Source organism: Burkholderia sp. WTPI3 (assembly GCF_021483755.1).
GTDB lineage: Bacteria > Pseudomonadota > Gammaproteobacteria > Burkholderiales > Burkholderiaceae > Burkholderia.
Genome location: NZ_JAGIXF010000117.1, coordinates 1 through 15,369 on the forward strand (window position 1 = coordinate 1; position 15,369 = coordinate 15,369).

Sequence of the window (15,369 nt, forward strand, 5' to 3'; positions counted from 1 at the left end):
GCTCGAGATCATTCGCGGAAGGAAGGGGCTGAACATCGTCGGCGCGGACCTCGTCGAAGTGTCGCCGCCGTACGATCCGACCGGCACCACCGCGCTCGTCGGCGCGAACCTCGCGTTCGAAATGCTCTGCGTGATGCCGGGCGTCGCCTACCGCTGACCCGCCAATCCGACCGACAGGAAAACCGTCATGTCCACCGCTGAGCTTTTCCCTTCCGCCACGACGCGCGTGCTGCCCGCCGCGCACATCGCCGGCCGGCCCGTGCGCACGCATTCCGACGAGGCCGGTGCGCCGATCTTCAACGCGTCGACCGGCGAGACGATCGGCTGGCAGGAGTTCGCGACGGCCGCGCACGTCGACGCCGCGGTTCGCGCCGCGCATGACGCGTTCGCCGGCTGGCGCGACACGCCGCCCGCCGAGCGCGGCCGCCTGCTCGCGAAGATCGCCGAGCGCGTCGAAGCCGACCGCGAGCGCCTCGCGGCGCTGCAGATGCAGGTGAGCGGCAAGCCGCCGTTCGAAGCCGACGCCGACGTCGGCGACGTCGTCGCGACGTTCGCGTATTACGCGCAGCTGTGCGACGACCCGGCGCTGTTCGCCGCCGAGCCGGTCGCGCTGCCGAGCGACGCCGTCGAGGCCGAGCGCTTCCACGACGCGGTCGGCGTCGCCGCCCTGATCATGCCGTGGAACTTCCCGATGGTCACGACCGCGTGGAAGCTCGCGCCTGCGCTCGCGGCAGGCTGCACGGTCGTGCTGAAGCCGTCCGAGCTGACGTCGCCGGCCGAGCACGCGCTGATCGACCTGATCGCCGAAGCCGGCGTGCCGGACGGCGTCGTCAACGTCGTGAACGGCGGCGCCGACGTCGGCGCGGCACTGAGCGCGCATACGCTGATCGACAAGATCTCGTTTACCGGCAGCACGGCCGCCGGCCGCAAGGTCATGCAGGCCGCGGCCGACGACATGAAGCGCGTGACGCTCGAACTCGGCGGCAAGTCGTCGCTGATCGTGCGCGACGACGCCGATCTCGACGTCGCGGTGTCGCTCGCCGTCGCGGGCGCATTCACCAACGCGGGCCAGATGTGCTCGGCCACCGCGCGCATCCTCGTGCACGACAGCATCTATCGCAGCTTCATGGTCGCGTTCGAGACGGCCGTGCGCGCGCTCGTCGTCGCGCCGCCCGGCACCGAACAGGTCGCGATGGGTCCGATGATCTCGGCCGCGCAGCGCACCCGTGTCGACGCGATGCTCGAACGCGGCATCGCAGCGGGCGCGCGCGTCGCGTTCAGCGGCCGCGTGGCCGATGGCGGCGGCGACGGCTTCTTCATGGCGCCCGTCGTGATCGCGGAACCGGCCGCCGACAACCTGCTGTGGACCGACGAGGTGTTCGGCCCGGTCGCGTGCGTGAAGTCGTTCCGCACCGACGACGAGGCGATCGCGCTCGCGAACGACACGCGCTACGGGCTCGTCGCAACGATCGTCACGCAAGACGCGGACGTCGCGAACCAGTTCCAGGCGCGCGTGCGCGCCGGGCTCGTGTGGATCAACGCACCGCAGCTCATCTATCCGCACGTGTGCTGGGGCGGCTTCGGGTTGAGCGGGATCGGCCGCGAGCTCGGCGTCACGGGCCTGCGCAGCTATCAGGAACTGCGCCACGCGATGCGCGCGATCGGTTGACCAGGGCGGCCTTTCAGGCCACTGGCGGCGCCGCGCCCGGCAGGGGCGGCGCCGCCTTTTTTTGCGCCATCGATATATTCCGTAAAATATATCGACATCAGCACTACCGGAGAACCGCCATGCCCCGCCCGCCGACGGATCGCGCCCCGTTGCGCGCCGCACGCGCCCACGCGCCCGCGCCGACCCTGACGCGCAGCATCAGCGCGCTCAGACCGTTGTCGAACGACGGACGCGCACAGCAAGTCACGGACGTCGTCGACGCATTCCGGCGCCTGCGCGGCAGCGTCATGCGCTTCATCCGGCTGTTCTCGGCTGCGACGGACGAAACGCTGTCCGCGCTGAGCCTGCGCGAACTGTTGGCGATGCTCGAAAGCGACGCGCGCGCAGCGTGCTTCACGCGCGTGCCTGCCCTCGAACGGGCGATCGGGCAGGCCCGCAGCCTCGAGCGCACCCGCGACGACGTGTTCTCCGACGCGTTCAGCAACGACCCGGCCGCGATGCGCAACGCGGTGGCCGCGCTGGAGCGCGTCGACGTGCTGCTGGTCGGACTGTGCGTCGAACACGTGATGGAACGCCATATGCAGCAGCCGTCGCCCGGCACCCGCCACGCATCGCACCGCGAATCCGCAGAGCCTTGCTGAGCGGCGAACGCGGCGTTTCCCCGGAATTTCGTTCGTTATATTCCGTGGTATATTTCGCCAATCTTTCGCGCATCCGTCTCCGGCCCACCGGGCCGGGATCGAGGTTCACATGCACGCTCCGCCCTTTCGCCTAGCCCGCACGGCGGGTCTGCCGTCGTCCGGCGGCGCTTCGCCCAACGACGCGGGGCGGATCGACGCCTGCTGCGCGCCGTCCCGTGCGCAACAAGCCGAACTGAAGCGCCGCACGCGCCTGTCCGAGCTCGATTCGAACCTGCACTGCTCGATCATCGGCACCTGCCTGACCACGCACGAATTGCGCAAGCTCGTGCCGAAATTCACCGATCTGGACCGTCGGCACGCCACCGACCTGGAAATCCACCACGCGGCCGTCGAGCTCGCGATCGAGGGCGCGGCCGGCGGCAAGGCGTTGCACAAGGCGCTCGACGAGCGCTACGCGGGCGCAATCCGTGCGTTCGACAAGGCAAAGGATGCGGACGCACTCCTCGCGCTGTGGCAGGACGCACTGAAAAGCGGCGACATCCCGCCCGCGTACTGGGCGCTGATAACGCATCCGCGCACAACGATGACCGTGCGCCAGGCCGCGTTCGGCGACCTGCACATGCTGTCGCATCTAGTCGGCGCGGCGAATCGCGCGGATATCCGCCGGCTGGTCGCGTTCGAGGAAGAGCATGCGGCGCTGCACGCGAAGCTCGAACGGCAGCAGGCGCGCCTGCACGAGATGAGCGTCGAGCGCGACGCTGCGCTGAAGGAACTGGATGCGTGCCGCGCACGCGAGAGCGCGCAGCCAATGAGTGCCGAAAGCGCGTTGCGCAACGAAGTGCGCGAGTTGCGCGACGCACTGGCCGCGCGCGACGAACGTCTTGCGCTGCACACGAGCCGCCGAGAGGCGGCGGAACAGCGGTTCGCCGCGGAGCAGGCGAGCGCCCGCGCGATGCGCGCGCGGCTCGACGACCTGATGGCGATGGTAAAAACGTTGCGCGCCGAAGCGAGCGCGATCGAACAGGCCGTGCAGGCGTCGACAGACGATCCGGCCGCCCCCGTCGCGGAATCGCTGTCGATCCTGCGACACAAGCGTGTCGTCTATGTCGGCGGCCGGCCCGGCTCGAATCGTGCGATCCGGCGGATCGTCGAAACGGCGGGCGGTGACATGACGTTGCACGACGGCGGCATCGAGGACCGCAAGGGTCTGCTGGCCGCGGCGCTGCCGGGTGCGAACCTCGTCGTGTTTCCGGTCGACTGCATCGACCACGATTCGGTGAACCTGCTCAAGCGGATGTGCGAGCGTCACCAGATCGCGTATTACCCGCTACGAACCGCGAGCGTCGCCAGTTTCGTCGAATTGATCGGGCGGCTCGATGCGCATGCGCGCGAGCTCATGCCGCCGGATGCGCAGGCGGGCGAAGCGTCGCGCTTCTGCCTGCGGCACGGCTAGGCCGCCGGCTGCACCGCCCGACAGCGCGATCGCGCAATCCTCAGCGGCGCACCATCTTCGTCAGCGCGGTGATTTCGTCCGCGCAGGCCGCGTAAGCACGCTCCTCGATCTCGCGATAGAGCCGGATGATCTCTTCGCCGACCGGTGTGAGCACGCTGCCGCCACCGCTCTGTCCACCGTGTTCGGACACCGTCGCAGGCGACTTCAGCGACCGGTTCAGCTCGTCCATCAGCAGCCACGCGCGCCGGTACGACATCTCCAGACTGCGCGCCGCCGCCGAAATCGACCCGTGCTCGCGCACGGCCTCGAGCAGCGCAACCTTGCCAGGCCCGAGCGCGATCGTGTCGCCCTGCTGGATGCGCATTCTGAACCGCACCGCTGGCTTGGGATGTGCCGAAGTCTTCATGTTTTCCGCCGGTTGAACGATGCGGCCAAGCATACACGAAGGCAGGCCCGGCGCAGCGCCGGCTCAGAGCTCCATCACACGCGCGACGATGCCCGCCAGCCGCTTCACGTGACGCGGCGCGGGCATGACGTCCGCACCGGAAAACAACAGCGGCGCACCGTCGTCGATCGACAGTGGTGTGTCGCCGCACTCGAACGCGACGATCACGCGTTCGCCGACTGGCGTGTTGAACAGCTCGTGCCAGGAAAACGTGACCGCGTAGCCGTCGTGCGCATACGCGATGAACACCATGCGTTTGAAGTCGCCCGGCATGTCGTTGCGCAGCCCGGCCGCCTCGATCAGGTCTTTCAGCCGCGCGCCGCGATACGGCTCCACCGAGCGGATGAAACGGTTCGTCGTGAAGCAACGCAGGTCGAACGGCTCGGCGCTCACGCACACGTGGCGCCGCAAGTCGTCGAGCGCGACCGTCATTGGCCGCTCGAATGCGCCGGCCAGCGCGATCGAACCCGCCGCCGCCTCATGCGCCGAAGGCACCGTCGTGCCAGCCATCTCCATCGCCCGCCTCCGTGCCGGCGCCGCCGGGCGGCGCCATCGTTGTATCGACGAATATATTACGCCGGGAAACGGCCGCGCGGCAGAATGCGTGCCGCACAGGCGGGATAACGGCACTGGATCACGACAGCACGATCTGCCTGATGGCCTTCCTGAGGTTCTTGTAGCTGTCGACCGACTCCGCCTTCTGGTCCGTCACCAGCGTGCCGATCCGCGCGGGTTCGCAAAAGCCGATCCGGCTCGTCGTGCCAAGCTTGCTGAAATCGGCGAGGATCGCGACGTTCGACGCGTTGGTCACCATCGCGCGCGCGACTTCCGTTTCCATCCGGTCGTAGTTCGTCGCGCCGCGCACGTGATCGACGCCGACCGGTGACAGCAACGCGAGATCGGCCCGGTAGCGGAAGATCTCGGCGATCGTCCCGTCGCCGACCGTCGCGGCCGCGCGGCTGCCGATCATCCCGCCGAGCAGGATCGTCTCGTTCTTCGCTTGCCCGGGGTCGCTCGAGCGCATCTTCAGCGCGACGTCGATCGAATTCGTGACGATCGTGAGACCGGACAGCTTCGACAGTTCCTCGGCCAGCAGCGTGGTGGTCGTGCCCGCGTCGATGAAGAGCGTCTGCGAGCCGGTGACGAGCCGGGCCGCGGCGCGCGCGATCGCGAGCTTCGCCTTCACGTGCGTTTGCGCACGCTCGGCGATCGGCGCTTCGTCGCCCACCTGCACCGCGCCGCCGTGCACGCGCTTCAGCTCCCCCATCGCCTCGAGATCGACGAGATCGCGACGCACGGTTTCCCGCGACACGTTCAGGTCGGCCATGATCCGGTCGGTGGAAACGCGCTGCATCTTCGATAACAGAAGCCGGATCCTCTGATATCGCTCTTCTTGCCACATGAAATGTCCTCGGAAATGAACGTCAATGTTATTCGAACCGGGTCTATGCGGCGCTTTCCTCCATCTTTTTGATGCCGACGAGGGTCTGCAGGGATTGACGGACCGCCTGGAACTCGCTGTTCGTCATCTTCGAAAACACCACGTGGATCCGATCGTCATCCGGCGTCACGTCGTCCTGCTCGATGATGAACTGGACGATGCGCGCCTGGTCGATCCCGGGCATCGCCTGCAACGACGTCAGCTTCACCGCGCCACGGCTCGCGAGGATGCGCACGCCCCAGCGCTGCCGCGTGGCGAAAAAGCGCTTCTCGATCGGCTTCAGGCCCGCGAGGATCGCCAGCACGATCGCCGTCGCGGCGATCGCGGCAACGTACATCCCGCCGCCCACCGCGAGTCCGACCGCCGCCACGACCCACAGGCTCGCCGCGGTCGTCAGGCCGCGGATGATCTCGCCGCGCAGCATGATCGACCCGGCGCCGAGAAAGCCGATGCCCGACACGACCTGTGCGGCGACCCGCGACGGATCGAGCGACACGTTCTTCGCGTTCTGGATGTCCGCGAAGCCGAATGCAGACACCACCATCACAAGCGCAGCGCCGACGGCCACCAGCATGTGCGTGCGCAGCCCGGCCGCCCACGACAGCCGCTCGCGCTCGATGCCGATGATGCTGCCGAGCAATGCGGCCAGCAGCAGCCGGGAAATGATTTCCATCTGACTGATCATTCGAAGTCTCCTTACGTTACCCAACTTGATGAAGCGCGGGCCGCGCGGTGTGCCGCACGACTTCGCCTGCTTTCGGTTTCCTGACGATCCGGATTCATCGCAAGTTGTATTTTTGTGCGAACTTGCGATTTTGTGCGTTCTAATATACGGTACGAAACACGACACGGCTAGCCCCGGATGCGTTTGTTTCATCCGATCAATACGATCGACCGTCGGAACCTGTCGGACCCACTACGCAACACGATCCGGAATACTTGCTTAGGAGACCAACATGACGAAAAAGGTATGGATGCTGGCTGCAACGCTGGTCGCGTCGATCGCGACGGCCCCCGCTCACGCGTCTGAAGGCGACGTCTGCAAGAAGGTGACGCTCGGCGATGTGGGATGGAGCGACATCGCAGCCACCACCGGTGTCGCGATGATGCTGCTCGACGGGCTCGGCTACGAAGCCAGCAAGACGATCGCGTCGCCGCCGATCGTGCTGGCCGGCGTGAAGAAAGCGCAGATCGACGCGTTTCTCGGCTACTGGGATCCGAGCATGACACCGACGGTGAAGCCGTTCGTCGATGCCGGCGCCGTGCACCTGTTGCCGCAGCCGAACCTGGTCGGCGCGCGCTACACGCTGGCCGTGCCGCAATACGCATCGGACAAGGGCCTGAAGAGCTTCGCCGACATCGCCAAATTCCGCGACCAGCTCGACGGCAAGATCTACGGAATCGGCGCCGGCAACAACGGCAACGCGCTGATTCAGCGGATGATCGACAAGAACGAATTCGGCCTGGGCGGCTTCAAGCTCGTCGAATCGAGCGAGGCCGGGATGCTGGTCCAGGTCACACGCGCCGTGCAGGAGCACCGGATGATCGTGTTCCTCGCGTGGGAGCCGCATCCGATGAACATCAACTACAGGATTTCCTATCTGGAAGGCGGCGACAACGTGTTCGGCCCGAACTACGGATCGGCGAAGGTCTACACGGTGGTCACGCCGGGCTACCTCGAACACTGCCCGAACGTCGGCCGGCTGCTGACCAACCTGAAGTTCACGACCGACGAGGAAAACCAGCTGATGGTGCCGATCATGAACCACGCGGATCCGGTCGCGGTCGCGAAGGACTGGGTGAAGAAGAACCCCGGCGTGCTGTCGAAGTGGCTCGACGGTGTCACGACCATCGACGGAAAGAACGCCAAGGACGCGATCGACAAGCTGATCGGCGCGTAAGCACGCAATACAGGGACTTTCACATGCACAAGCATCTGGCGCTGTTCGATCTCGATCACACACTGCTGCCGCTCGACAGCGATCAGGCCTGGGGCCGCTTCATCACCCGGGTCGGCTGGCGGGAGGACGGCGAGCACGCCGCACTGATCGACGAGCACTACGGCCACTATGCGGCCGGCACGCTCGACATGGACGCGTATCTGGCCGTGACGCTCGCGCCGCTCGCCCGCTATCCGCGGGAGCAGCTCGCGCACTGGCACGCGCAGTTCATGGACGAGGTGATCCGGCCGGCCATCACGCCGCAGGCGCGCGCGCTGGTCGATCGCCATCGCGAGAACGGCGATCTCTGCTGCATCGTTACCGCGACCAACGTGTTCGTGACGGGGCCGATCGCTGCCGAGTTCGGGATCGAGCATCTGCTCGGCATCGAGCTCGATACCGACGACGGCACGCCCGGCGGGCAGTTCACCGGGCGCAGCACCGGCGTGCCGAGCTTTCGCGAAGGGAAGATCGTACGCACCACCGAATGGCTGAATTCGCTCGGCTACACGCCGTCGGATTTCGAGCGGACCTACTTCTACAGCGACTCGATCAACGACGTGCCGTTGCTGGACTACGTCACGCATCCGGTCGCGACCAATCCCGATGCCCGGCTGTCGGATGTCGCCGGCACGCGCGGATGGCCTGTCATGAAGTTGTTCTGATTCGGGCGATATTCTCGGCTGTTCATTTCATGTCAGGAGGGGCGATGAAATCAGGAACAGGCACGACGACTTACAAACATTCAGGAATCCGACTCGAATCGGGCCGGTGCAGTACCGCACCACTGCCACGTGCGGAACACCGCCTTCCGCACTGGCCCGGTGTTTTCATGATCGCGCTCATTTGCACGCTCGCCGGTTGCGGCGACGGCGACTCAGGCGCCCCCGGCAATCCCGCCGCGAACCGCGCGTCGGTGTCGAGCCCGGCCGCCGTGCCGGTCCTGCACTGCGCCAGCGCATGCCACTGACGGACCGACGCCCACGTCCGCACGACGGTCGTCGCAATGTGCCGCGCACGACGCGCGGCGGTGCCCGGCCGGTCCGAGCGGCCACTCACGACAGAGAGCGATCATGCTAGACAAATCCACAACACGACGTCAGTTCCTCGCCGATGCGCTGAAGCTCGCGGGCGCCACCGCGGTCACCGGCATGCTGCCCGAAAGCATCCTGCGCGCGCAGTCGATCCCGGCGGCCACCATCACCGGCACCCTTCAGGACGTAAAGCACGTCGTGATCCTGATGCAGGAAAACCGGTCGTTCGACCACTACCTCGGCACGCTGCGCAGCGCGCGCGGCTTCGGCGACCCGCGCCCGGTCGTGATTTCGAGCGGCTACCCGGTCTGGCGCCAGCCGTGGCTGCTGTCCTACGCGTTCCCGTTCAACCCGTCGTCGCCGGCCGGCGTCGCGAACGGCGACACCTACTACGGCGACCTCGACCACAGCTGGAGCGGCACGCACAGCGCATGGAACAACGGCCGCTACGACAACTGGGCCGACGCCAAAACCAGCGGCACGATGTACTACTTCACGCAGAACGACATCCCGTTCTATTACGCGCTGGCGAGCGCGTTCACCGTGTGCGACGGCTACCACTGCTCGATGCTCGGCCCGACGGACCCGAACCGCCTGTATCTGTGGACCGGCTGCTGCGGCAACGTGCCCGGCTATGCGCCGTACACCACCAACACGATGACCGGCACCGGCTGGACCACGATGCCGGAACGGCTGAACGCGGCCGGCGTCACGTGGAAGTTCTACCAGGACAAGGGCAACGGGCTGGATTCGGGCCACGGCTACGGCGAATACAACAGCTCGAGCAAGGATCTCTGGTGGAACGGGAATTACGGCGACAACGTGATTCTCAACTTCAGGCAATACCAGAATCTCGGCGCGAACGATCCGCTCGCGCCCGCGCTGAACGGCACGCAGATCGACCCGAGCGGCGGCGGCACCGAATACGACACGCGTCTCTTCAGCCAGTTGCAGGCCGACGTCGCGAACGACACGCTGCCGCAGGTATCGTGGATCGCCGCGCCGTACGCGTACTGCGAGCATCCGTCGTGGGCCGCGAGCGGCGGCGAATGGTACGTGAGCAACGTGCTCAATGCGCTCACGTCGAACCCGAAGGTATGGGCCAGCACGGTGCTGCTCGTGATGTACGACGAGAACGACGGGTTGTTCGATCACGTGCCGCCGGCCGTGCCGTCGAGTGCGTATGCGGGCACCGGCCAGTCGACGGTGTCGACGGCGGCGGAATTCGTCGGCAGCAGCGGCGCCGCGTCCGACGGCTCGGCGAGCGGCGACGTGCCGATCGGTCTCGGCCCGCGCGTGCCGATGTTCGTGATCTCGCCCTGGTCGAAAGGCGGCAAGGTCAACTCGCAGGTCTTCGATCACACGTCGGTGATCCGCTTTCTGGAAGCGCGCTTCGGGCTGCAGGAAACGAACATCACGCCGTGGCGGCGCACCGTGTGCGGCGATCTCACGTCGGCGTTCGACTTCGCGAACCCCGACCAGACGATTCCGGCGATCCCGAGCCCGGCCAGCAACATGAACCCGAACGGCTCGACGGTCATCATCCCGCCGGCCACCACCACCGCGGTGCCCGCCCAGGCAGTCGGCCGCAACGCCGCATGCCGGCTGCCGTACGAGTTCTTCGTGCAGGGCAAGGTCAACCGGTCCGGCAAGACGCTCTCGCTCACGATGACCAACACCGGCACGGCAGGCGTGCATCTGCAGGCTTGGGTCGACGGCACCAGCACGATTCCGCGCCAATACACGATCGGCGCCGGCGCGACCGCATGCACGAACCTGTCGGATGCGCTCGCGCTGAACTCGACCGGCGGCTACGACTATTCGGTCTACGGCCCGAACGGCTTCCTGCAGACCTTCCGCGGCAGCATCGGCGCGTCGGGAAATACGGGATCGCCGGCCGAAGTGAGCCTCTGCTACGACGTGCGGAACGGCAACGTACAGATCACGCTCGACAATACCGCAGGCTCGAGCGCGACGACGTTCCAGCTCGTCGACAACGCGTACGGAATGAACGCCGCGCAGTCGGTCAGCGTGCCGGCCGGCGCGACGCGGGCCGTCACGTGGTACGGCGACGCCGGCTGGTACGACGCGAGCATCCGCGACGCGAACGATCCGAACTTCCTGCGTCGCGTGGCCGGCTGCGTGCAGGCGCAATCCGGCGCGCTGCTGACCGATCCGGCGATCGGCAATACGAACGGGAAGTTCGTCCCGGTGCTGTCGTCGCAGGGGGCGTCGTACGGCACGCTGCGCTTCGATTACGTCGTGCCGCCGTGGCGCCACAGCCCGAAGAACTGGGTCGGCATCTATGCACGCGGCGCGCAGCCGGCCAAGGGCGGCTACAAGTCGTGGGCATATCTGCCGAAGAGCACCGGCTCGCTGCTGTTCTCGTCGACCGCCAACAGCTCGCTGGCGTCGGGCCAGTACGATGCGTGGTTCCTGTTCGACGACGGTTATACGCCGCTGGCGGGCCCCGTCGCGATCGGCATCTGAGGTGCGCTGCGCGCCGGGCGACGCGCGTTAGCGGCGCGTCGCCCGGCGGCCTGCTCACGCTTATACGAGCAGGTCTTCGTGGAACGCGCCGAACGGGCGCGTCGGATGCGCGATCTGGACTTCCAGGATCCACAGCCCGGCAGCGGGCGCGCCGTCGAAATCGCCGAGATTGCCGGCCTTGTAGATCGCGTGCGGGAAATCGCTGACGCGATGGCCCTTGATGTCGACGTTCAACCGGAAGCCGTGCGCGTCGGCGCGCTGCGCCGCGAATTCGTACAGCGCGATGCCCGCGCATCCGGTGCTGCGCCAGTGGTGCTCGACTTCGTCGTAAATGACGCGTGCGGCCTGCGCGCAGGCCCGCATGTCCGGATCGTCGCCGCAGACGAAGGTCGCGCCCGCGTCGCCCTCGTGCTTGTTCCACACGGCGCCGAGGTCGATGAAGAAAATGTCGTCGGCCGCGAGTACCGGATCGTCGACCGAGCGTTCCTTGAACGTGCGCAGCGTGTTCTCGCCGAAGCGCACGAGGATCGGATGCCAGATACGGTCCATCCCGAGTTCCTCGAGCACGCGCAGCCCGAGCGCGTTGGCCTCCGATTCCCGCATGCCGGGCCGGATACCGGCCGCGATCGCGTCGACGGCCTGCCACGTCATGGTTCTTGCATGCTGCATCGCATCGAGCGAAAAAGCTTCGCCGACGGCTTCCCGGTGCGTCGAATTCACAATGGTGCTCCCGTGCTGATGAATGTGGGTCGGTGCGTTCGAATATCGTTTCGATATGCACAATCGAATATATCGTGTTCCGCGCCGATGCGTCGTCTGGTTGCGGAGTTGCGTGCCGTCACAGCGAAACGGGCGCTCCGCACTGGAGCGCCCGCTTTGCGGACATCGGCGGCCTCGGCGACGTCCGTGCTGCAAGTGGTAGACAATGGTTCGGGCTTCTGTCGCCTTGCCTCCACAGGCGCCGCACGGCATGCCGGCATGCCCGGCAGCGGCGATCCAGTGGCGGCCGCCGAGCGCGGCCGGGTATGCGCCGACATCCCGCATGATCGGGCATTGAACGGCGCCGCGACGAACGCATCGTGCAAGCGCGGCAATCCGAAACGGGAACGGGAAGCGAGGCTGGCCGCACGACGGCGGCGCCCGCCCCCGGGGGATACCAGACAATCCTGCCGAAGACAGGACACCGACACATGGACCGAGCCGGGCACATCAGCATCGAACAGGTGACAGACCTTCCCCCCGACGAACTGAACGCGTGCGACGTCTCGTTCGAGATCGCGGGGGAGCTGAATGCGCCGTACCAGGATCTGCTCGATCTGCGCGCGCTGCCCGTGCAGCGCGAGGACTACGGCTTCGACCCGACCGGCGGGGCGTGCAACGCAGCCGGCGGCAAGGTATCAGCCGGTTCCTGCCGGCCTCGGCGGGAGCGTGGGCGCGCAGCCGCGGGTTCGGCTTCATGCGGCTGGAGACGCAGGCGAACAACGTCGCGGCCTGCTACACATATGCCCGAGCGCGTTTCGTGGTGGGCGGGCACGACCGCTTCCTGTACGGCGACGGCGCGAACGACAGCGAAGTCGCCCTCTTCTGGCGCAAGGACCTGCGCGACGGGCAGAGCGCGACAAGCCCGACGGTCGCCCCGGAATCGGTGCGGCCGCCAGCCTGACCGGGTTTCGGCCGCCGCCCCGCTTCGGAATTACCTGTTGGTCACTTCCGCGTCGCGACGATGAACAGGCGCGGAAACGGCAGCAGCACGCTGCCGTCGTCGAGCACCGGATAACCGTTCGGCCCCGCGACGGCTTCGCGGTAGCGCGCGACGAACGTATCGCGCTCGCCTTCGTCCAGCGCCGCGAGGAACGGCCGCAATGCGCTGCCCTTGAACCATTCGACGACCGCATCGGCACCGCCGCTCAGCGGGTGGTAGTACGTCGTGCGCCACACGTCCACCCGCGAACACAACGGCGACAGCAACGCGTAGTAGTACCGGGCATCGAACCGCTCGGTGCGCGCCGCCTTCTTCAGTTTCTCCGCCCATGGCCCGGCCGCGGCCACGTCGCGCATCAACCGGTGTGCCGGTTCATCGAGGTTGTCCGGCATCTGCACCGCGAGATGGCCGCCCGGCGTGAGCCGGCCGACGAGCGACGGAAACAGCGTGTCGTGCGCGGGCACCCATTGCAGCACCGCGTTCGACAGGATCAGGTCGTAGCCGCCCGGATCGTCCCACGTGGCGACATCGGCCAGATCGAAACGCAGCGCAGGCAGGCGCTTGCGCGCGGCCGCGATCATGTCCGGCGACGCGTCGATCCCGCGCACCGTCGCATCCGGTGCGCGGGCGATCAGCGCCTCGGTCGAGTTGCCGGGCCCGCAGCCGATGTCGATCGCGGTGCGGATCGGCGTGTCCGGCACGGCAGCCAGCAGATCGCGCACCGGCCGTGTGCGTTCGCGCTCGAATTGCACGTACTGGTTCGCGTATGGGTCGAGTGGGGTCGTCATGATATTCCTCCGGGTCGGCGTGGACGGTGCCGGGATACGGGCAGCCGTCGATGCAACGCATTCTGCGATGCCGATGATCTTCAGTAAAATGAATTTAATATCGCTATTGATTCAAAATTCTGATGAAAATCGATACGCTGGGTGTGCAAGCCTTCGTCGCGATCGCCGACGGCGGCAGCTTCAGGCAGGCAGCCGATGCGCTGCACGTCACGCAAACGGCCATCACGCAACGGTTGCGCAAGCTCGAAGCGTTTCTCGGCGTCGCGCTGGTCGAGCGCACGACGCGCCGCACGGCGCTCACCGAGATCGGCCGGCGTTTCCTGCCGCAGGCGCGCCGGCTCCTGAACGAGCTGTCCGATGCACTGACCGAAATCCGCGAGACGGGCCTGAGCCAGCGCGGCGACGTGACGATCGCGTGCGTGCCGACCGTTGGTGTTCAATACCTGCCCCGCATTCTGCGCGCGTTCTCCGAACGCCGGCCGCACGATCGCGTGAAGATCCTCGATCACGCATCGGCGTCGGTGCTGCAGGCCGTATTGCGCCGCGAAGCGGAATTCGGGATCGGCATCGCCGGCGATCGGCACCCCGAACTCGTCAGCGTGTCGCTGACCGACGACCCGTACGTGCTCGTGTGCCGCGACGATCATCCGTTCGCTAAGCGGCGGCGGATTCGCTGGGCGGCGCTGCAGCCGCATCCGCTGATCTTCGCCGGCGAAGTGAGCGGCAATCGCGGCTTGCTCGAAGGTGCGCTGAAAACGAGCGGCATGTCGCTGCATTCGTTCTACGAGGTGCAGCGCAGTTCGACCGCGCTCGGGCTCGTCGCCGAAGGGCTCGGCGCGGCCGTGGTGCCGAAGCTCGCGATTCAGAAGAATGCGTATCCGATGATCCGCGCGATCCCGCTCGTCGAACCGTTGGTATCGCGCACGCTCGTGCTGGTGACGCGCAAGACCGCGCAGTTGTCGCCCGCGGCGCGGGCGTTGTACGACATGATCGTGGAGCGCGCGGCGCCGGGGCGCTGATCGGGGATGCGGCGAGGATGCTTCCGGAACGCTCCGTTGCCCTGTGGCACGACATCGGTGGACGTCAGGAGGAGGAGGAGGAGGAGGAGGAGGCTGTCGCAGGCGGGCCCTGCCACCACCGCGCAATCTCGCTCACAACGTCTTGACCATGAACACGCGCGCCGTGCCTTCCGGTTCGCATGGCACTTCGCCGAACGCCTCATAACCATGCTTGCGGTAGAAATCCGGCGCCTGGAACGTAATCGTGTAGAGCACCGCACGGGCGCATCCGCGCCGCTTCGCTTCCGCTTCGGCCTCGCCCAGCAGCCGGCTGCCGAAGCCGCCGCCGCGCAGCGATTCCGGCAGATAGAAAAGGTCGATGAAGAACAACCCGAGCGACGTCCGGCCAGTGAGGCCGCCCAATATCTCGCCGGTCGCGGGATCGGTCACGTAGACGTCGAGCGCCGCCGTGTCGGATCGCCCAGTCATCGCGTGGTTGAATTCGCCGAGCTTGCTGCTGATGAAGTCGCGTGCGGCCGGTTGTTCGGTATCGGTCAGCTGGAAGGAAACGTCGGGACGTGCGGTCATGTAGTCAAGGCGTACGAGAACGGGCCGTCGGGCGCACAGCGTCCATCACGGGCGTCGCAAGACTATAGCGCGTCTGCATGCAGCTTGACGGGCGCCAAAAGACTCCTGACGCACTTCATGACAAAAGCGCAAACGGCGGGCGCATCGCGCGCCCGCTGCTTCGACACCCGCCGCACCCGC

The 15,369-nt window shown here is 66.8% G+C and carries 16 protein-coding genes and 1 pseudogene; 10 read left to right on the forward strand and 7 right to left on the reverse strand.

All coding sequences use genetic code 11. The annotated features are described in order from the left end of the window. From J7024_RS33300 to J7024_RS33315, 4 genes are all read left to right on the forward strand, one after another. The coding region (locus J7024_RS33300; protein ID WP_234745850.1) for an arginase family protein at nt 1-157 on the forward strand (157 nt) is incomplete at its 5' end. A gap of 30 nt (nt 158-187) precedes the next feature. Next, nucleotides 188-1,669, forward strand: coding sequence for an aldehyde dehydrogenase family protein (locus J7024_RS33305; RefSeq protein ID WP_175752267.1), 1,482 nt, complete (start codon nt 188-190; stop codon nt 1,667-1,669). 119 nt (nt 1,670-1,788) lie between these two features. Next, nucleotides 1,789-2,310: a hypothetical protein gene (locus J7024_RS33310; RefSeq protein WP_233410073.1), complete on the forward strand. Its 522-nt coding sequence runs from the start codon at nt 1,789-1,791 to the stop codon at nt 2,308-2,310. Nucleotides 2,311-2,419: 109 nt separating this feature from the next. Continuing rightward, complete coding sequence (locus tag J7024_RS33315; RefSeq protein ID WP_199569014.1) at nt 2,420-3,763, forward strand: DUF2325 domain-containing protein; 1,344 nt, start codon at nt 2,420-2,422, stop codon at nt 3,761-3,763. A 40-nt stretch (nt 3,764-3,803) separates the two neighbouring features. On the opposite strand, the gene J7024_RS33320 is transcribed toward J7024_RS33315, so the two are convergent. From J7024_RS33320 to J7024_RS33335, 4 genes are all read right to left on the reverse strand, one after another. Then, the gene (locus J7024_RS33320) at nt 3,804-4,127 is read right to left on the reverse strand and encodes a winged helix-turn-helix domain-containing protein (protein ID WP_124830682.1); all 324 of its coding nucleotides are present in this window, start codon (nt 4,125-4,127) and stop codon (nt 3,804-3,806) included. 105 nt (nt 4,128-4,232) lie between these two features. Beyond that, a complete protein-coding gene (locus J7024_RS33325) occupies nt 4,233-4,724 on the reverse strand; it encodes a molybdopterin-dependent oxidoreductase (RefSeq protein ID WP_124830656.1) in 492 nt (163 codons plus the stop codon). 118 nt (nt 4,725-4,842) lie between these two features. Further along, nucleotides 4,843-5,610 carry a DeoR/GlpR family DNA-binding transcription regulator gene (locus J7024_RS33330; protein WP_124830655.1) on the reverse strand — a complete coding sequence of 256 codons (768 nt, stop codon included), beginning with the start codon at nt 5,608-5,610 and terminating at the stop codon, nt 4,843-4,845. Nucleotides 5,611-5,653: 43 nt separating this feature from the next. Beyond that, nucleotides 5,654-6,334 (reverse strand): MgtC/SapB family protein, encoded by a 681-nt coding sequence (locus J7024_RS33335; RefSeq protein ID WP_124830654.1) that lies wholly within the window; start codon nt 6,332-6,334, stop codon nt 5,654-5,656. Nucleotides 6,335-6,605: 271 nt separating this feature from the next. Here J7024_RS33335 and J7024_RS33340 point away from each other — a divergent pair, with 271 nt between their 5' ends. The 4 genes from J7024_RS33340 (at nt 6,606) to J7024_RS33355 (ending at nt 11,113) form a co-directional block, all read left to right on the forward strand. Then, nucleotides 6,606-7,550 (forward strand): choline ABC transporter substrate-binding protein, encoded by a 945-nt coding sequence (locus J7024_RS33340; RefSeq protein ID WP_124830653.1) that lies wholly within the window; start codon nt 6,606-6,608, stop codon nt 7,548-7,550. A gap of 23 nt (nt 7,551-7,573) precedes the next feature. Then, nucleotides 7,574-8,254: an HAD family hydrolase gene (locus tag J7024_RS33345; RefSeq protein ID WP_124830652.1), complete on the forward strand. Its 681-nt coding sequence runs from the start codon at nt 7,574-7,576 to the stop codon at nt 8,252-8,254. 167 nt (nt 8,255-8,421) lie between these two features. Further along, nucleotides 8,422-8,559: a hypothetical protein gene (locus J7024_RS33350; RefSeq protein ID WP_233410071.1), complete on the forward strand. Its 138-nt coding sequence runs from the start codon at nt 8,422-8,424 to the stop codon at nt 8,557-8,559. A 103-nt stretch (nt 8,560-8,662) separates the two neighbouring features. After that, nucleotides 8,663-11,113 (forward strand): phosphocholine-specific phospholipase C, encoded by a 2,451-nt coding sequence (locus J7024_RS33355; protein WP_175796619.1) that lies wholly within the window; start codon nt 8,663-8,665, stop codon nt 11,111-11,113. A 60-nt stretch (nt 11,114-11,173) separates the two neighbouring features. Here J7024_RS33355 and J7024_RS33360 read toward each other — a convergent pair whose 3' ends face one another. Further along, a complete protein-coding gene (locus J7024_RS33360; RefSeq protein WP_124830650.1) occupies nt 11,174-11,833 on the reverse strand; it encodes a M24 family metallopeptidase in 660 nt (219 codons plus the stop codon). Nucleotides 11,834-12,303: 470 nt separating this feature from the next. On the opposite strand from J7024_RS33360, the pseudogene J7024_RS37405 reads away from it, so the two are divergent. Next, nucleotides 12,304-12,776, forward strand: a pseudogene (locus J7024_RS37405) (GNAT family N-acetyltransferase). A 41-nt stretch (nt 12,777-12,817) separates the two neighbouring features. Here J7024_RS37405 and tam read toward each other — a convergent pair. Then, the gene (gene tam, locus J7024_RS33370; protein WP_124830649.1) at nt 12,818-13,603 is read right to left on the reverse strand and encodes a trans-aconitate 2-methyltransferase; all 786 of its coding nucleotides are present in this window, start codon (nt 13,601-13,603) and stop codon (nt 12,818-12,820) included. Nucleotides 13,604-13,725: 122 nt separating this feature from the next. Between tam and J7024_RS33375 the strand changes: the two genes are divergently transcribed. After that, entirely contained in the window at nt 13,726-14,622 is an 897-nt protein-coding gene (locus tag J7024_RS33375; RefSeq protein WP_124830648.1) for a LysR family transcriptional regulator, read from the forward strand. 132 nt (nt 14,623-14,754) lie between these two features. Here J7024_RS33375 and J7024_RS33380 read toward each other — a convergent pair whose 3' ends face one another. Further along, entirely contained in the window at nt 14,755-15,189 is a 435-nt protein-coding gene (locus J7024_RS33380) for a GNAT family N-acetyltransferase (protein WP_124830647.1), read from the reverse strand. Nucleotides 15,190-15,369 lie beyond the last annotated feature (180 nt).

Coding starts and splice junctions, on each gene's coding strand:
- J7024_RS33305 (WP_175752267.1), top strand. CDS start 188: ATGTCCACCGCTGAGCTTTTCCCTTCCGCCACGACGCGCGTGCTGCCC.
- J7024_RS33310 (WP_233410073.1), top strand. CDS start 1,789: ATGCCCCGCCCGCCGACGGATCGCGCCCCGTTGCGCGCCGCACGCGCC.
- J7024_RS33315 (WP_199569014.1), top strand. CDS start 2,420: ATGCACGCTCCGCCCTTTCGCCTAGCCCGCACGGCGGGTCTGCCGTCG.
- J7024_RS33320 (WP_124830682.1), bottom strand. CDS start 4,127: ATGCGCATCCAGCAGGGCGACACGATCGCGCTCGGGCCTGGCAAGGTT.
- J7024_RS33325 (WP_124830656.1), bottom strand. CDS start 4,724: ATGGAGATGGCTGGCACGACGGTGCCTTCGGCGCATGAGGCGGCGGCG.
- J7024_RS33330 (WP_124830655.1), bottom strand. CDS start 5,610: ATGTGGCAAGAAGAGCGATATCAGAGGATCCGGCTTCTGTTATCGAAG.
- J7024_RS33335 (WP_124830654.1), bottom strand. CDS start 6,334: ATGATCAGTCAGATGGAAATCATTTCCCGGCTGCTGCTGGCCGCATTG.
- J7024_RS33340 (WP_124830653.1), top strand. CDS start 6,606: ATGACGAAAAAGGTATGGATGCTGGCTGCAACGCTGGTCGCGTCGATC.
- J7024_RS33345 (WP_124830652.1), top strand. CDS start 7,574: ATGCACAAGCATCTGGCGCTGTTCGATCTCGATCACACACTGCTGCCG.
- J7024_RS33350 (WP_233410071.1), top strand. CDS start 8,422: ATGATCGCGCTCATTTGCACGCTCGCCGGTTGCGGCGACGGCGACTCA.
- J7024_RS33355 (WP_175796619.1), top strand. CDS start 8,663: ATGCTAGACAAATCCACAACACGACGTCAGTTCCTCGCCGATGCGCTG.
- tam (WP_124830649.1), bottom strand. CDS start 13,603: ATGACGACCCCACTCGACCCATACGCGAACCAGTACGTGCAATTCGAG.
- J7024_RS33375 (WP_124830648.1), top strand. CDS start 13,726: ATGAAAATCGATACGCTGGGTGTGCAAGCCTTCGTCGCGATCGCCGAC.
- J7024_RS33380 (WP_124830647.1), bottom strand. CDS start 15,189: ATGACCGCACGTCCCGACGTTTCCTTCCAGCTGACCGATACCGAACAA.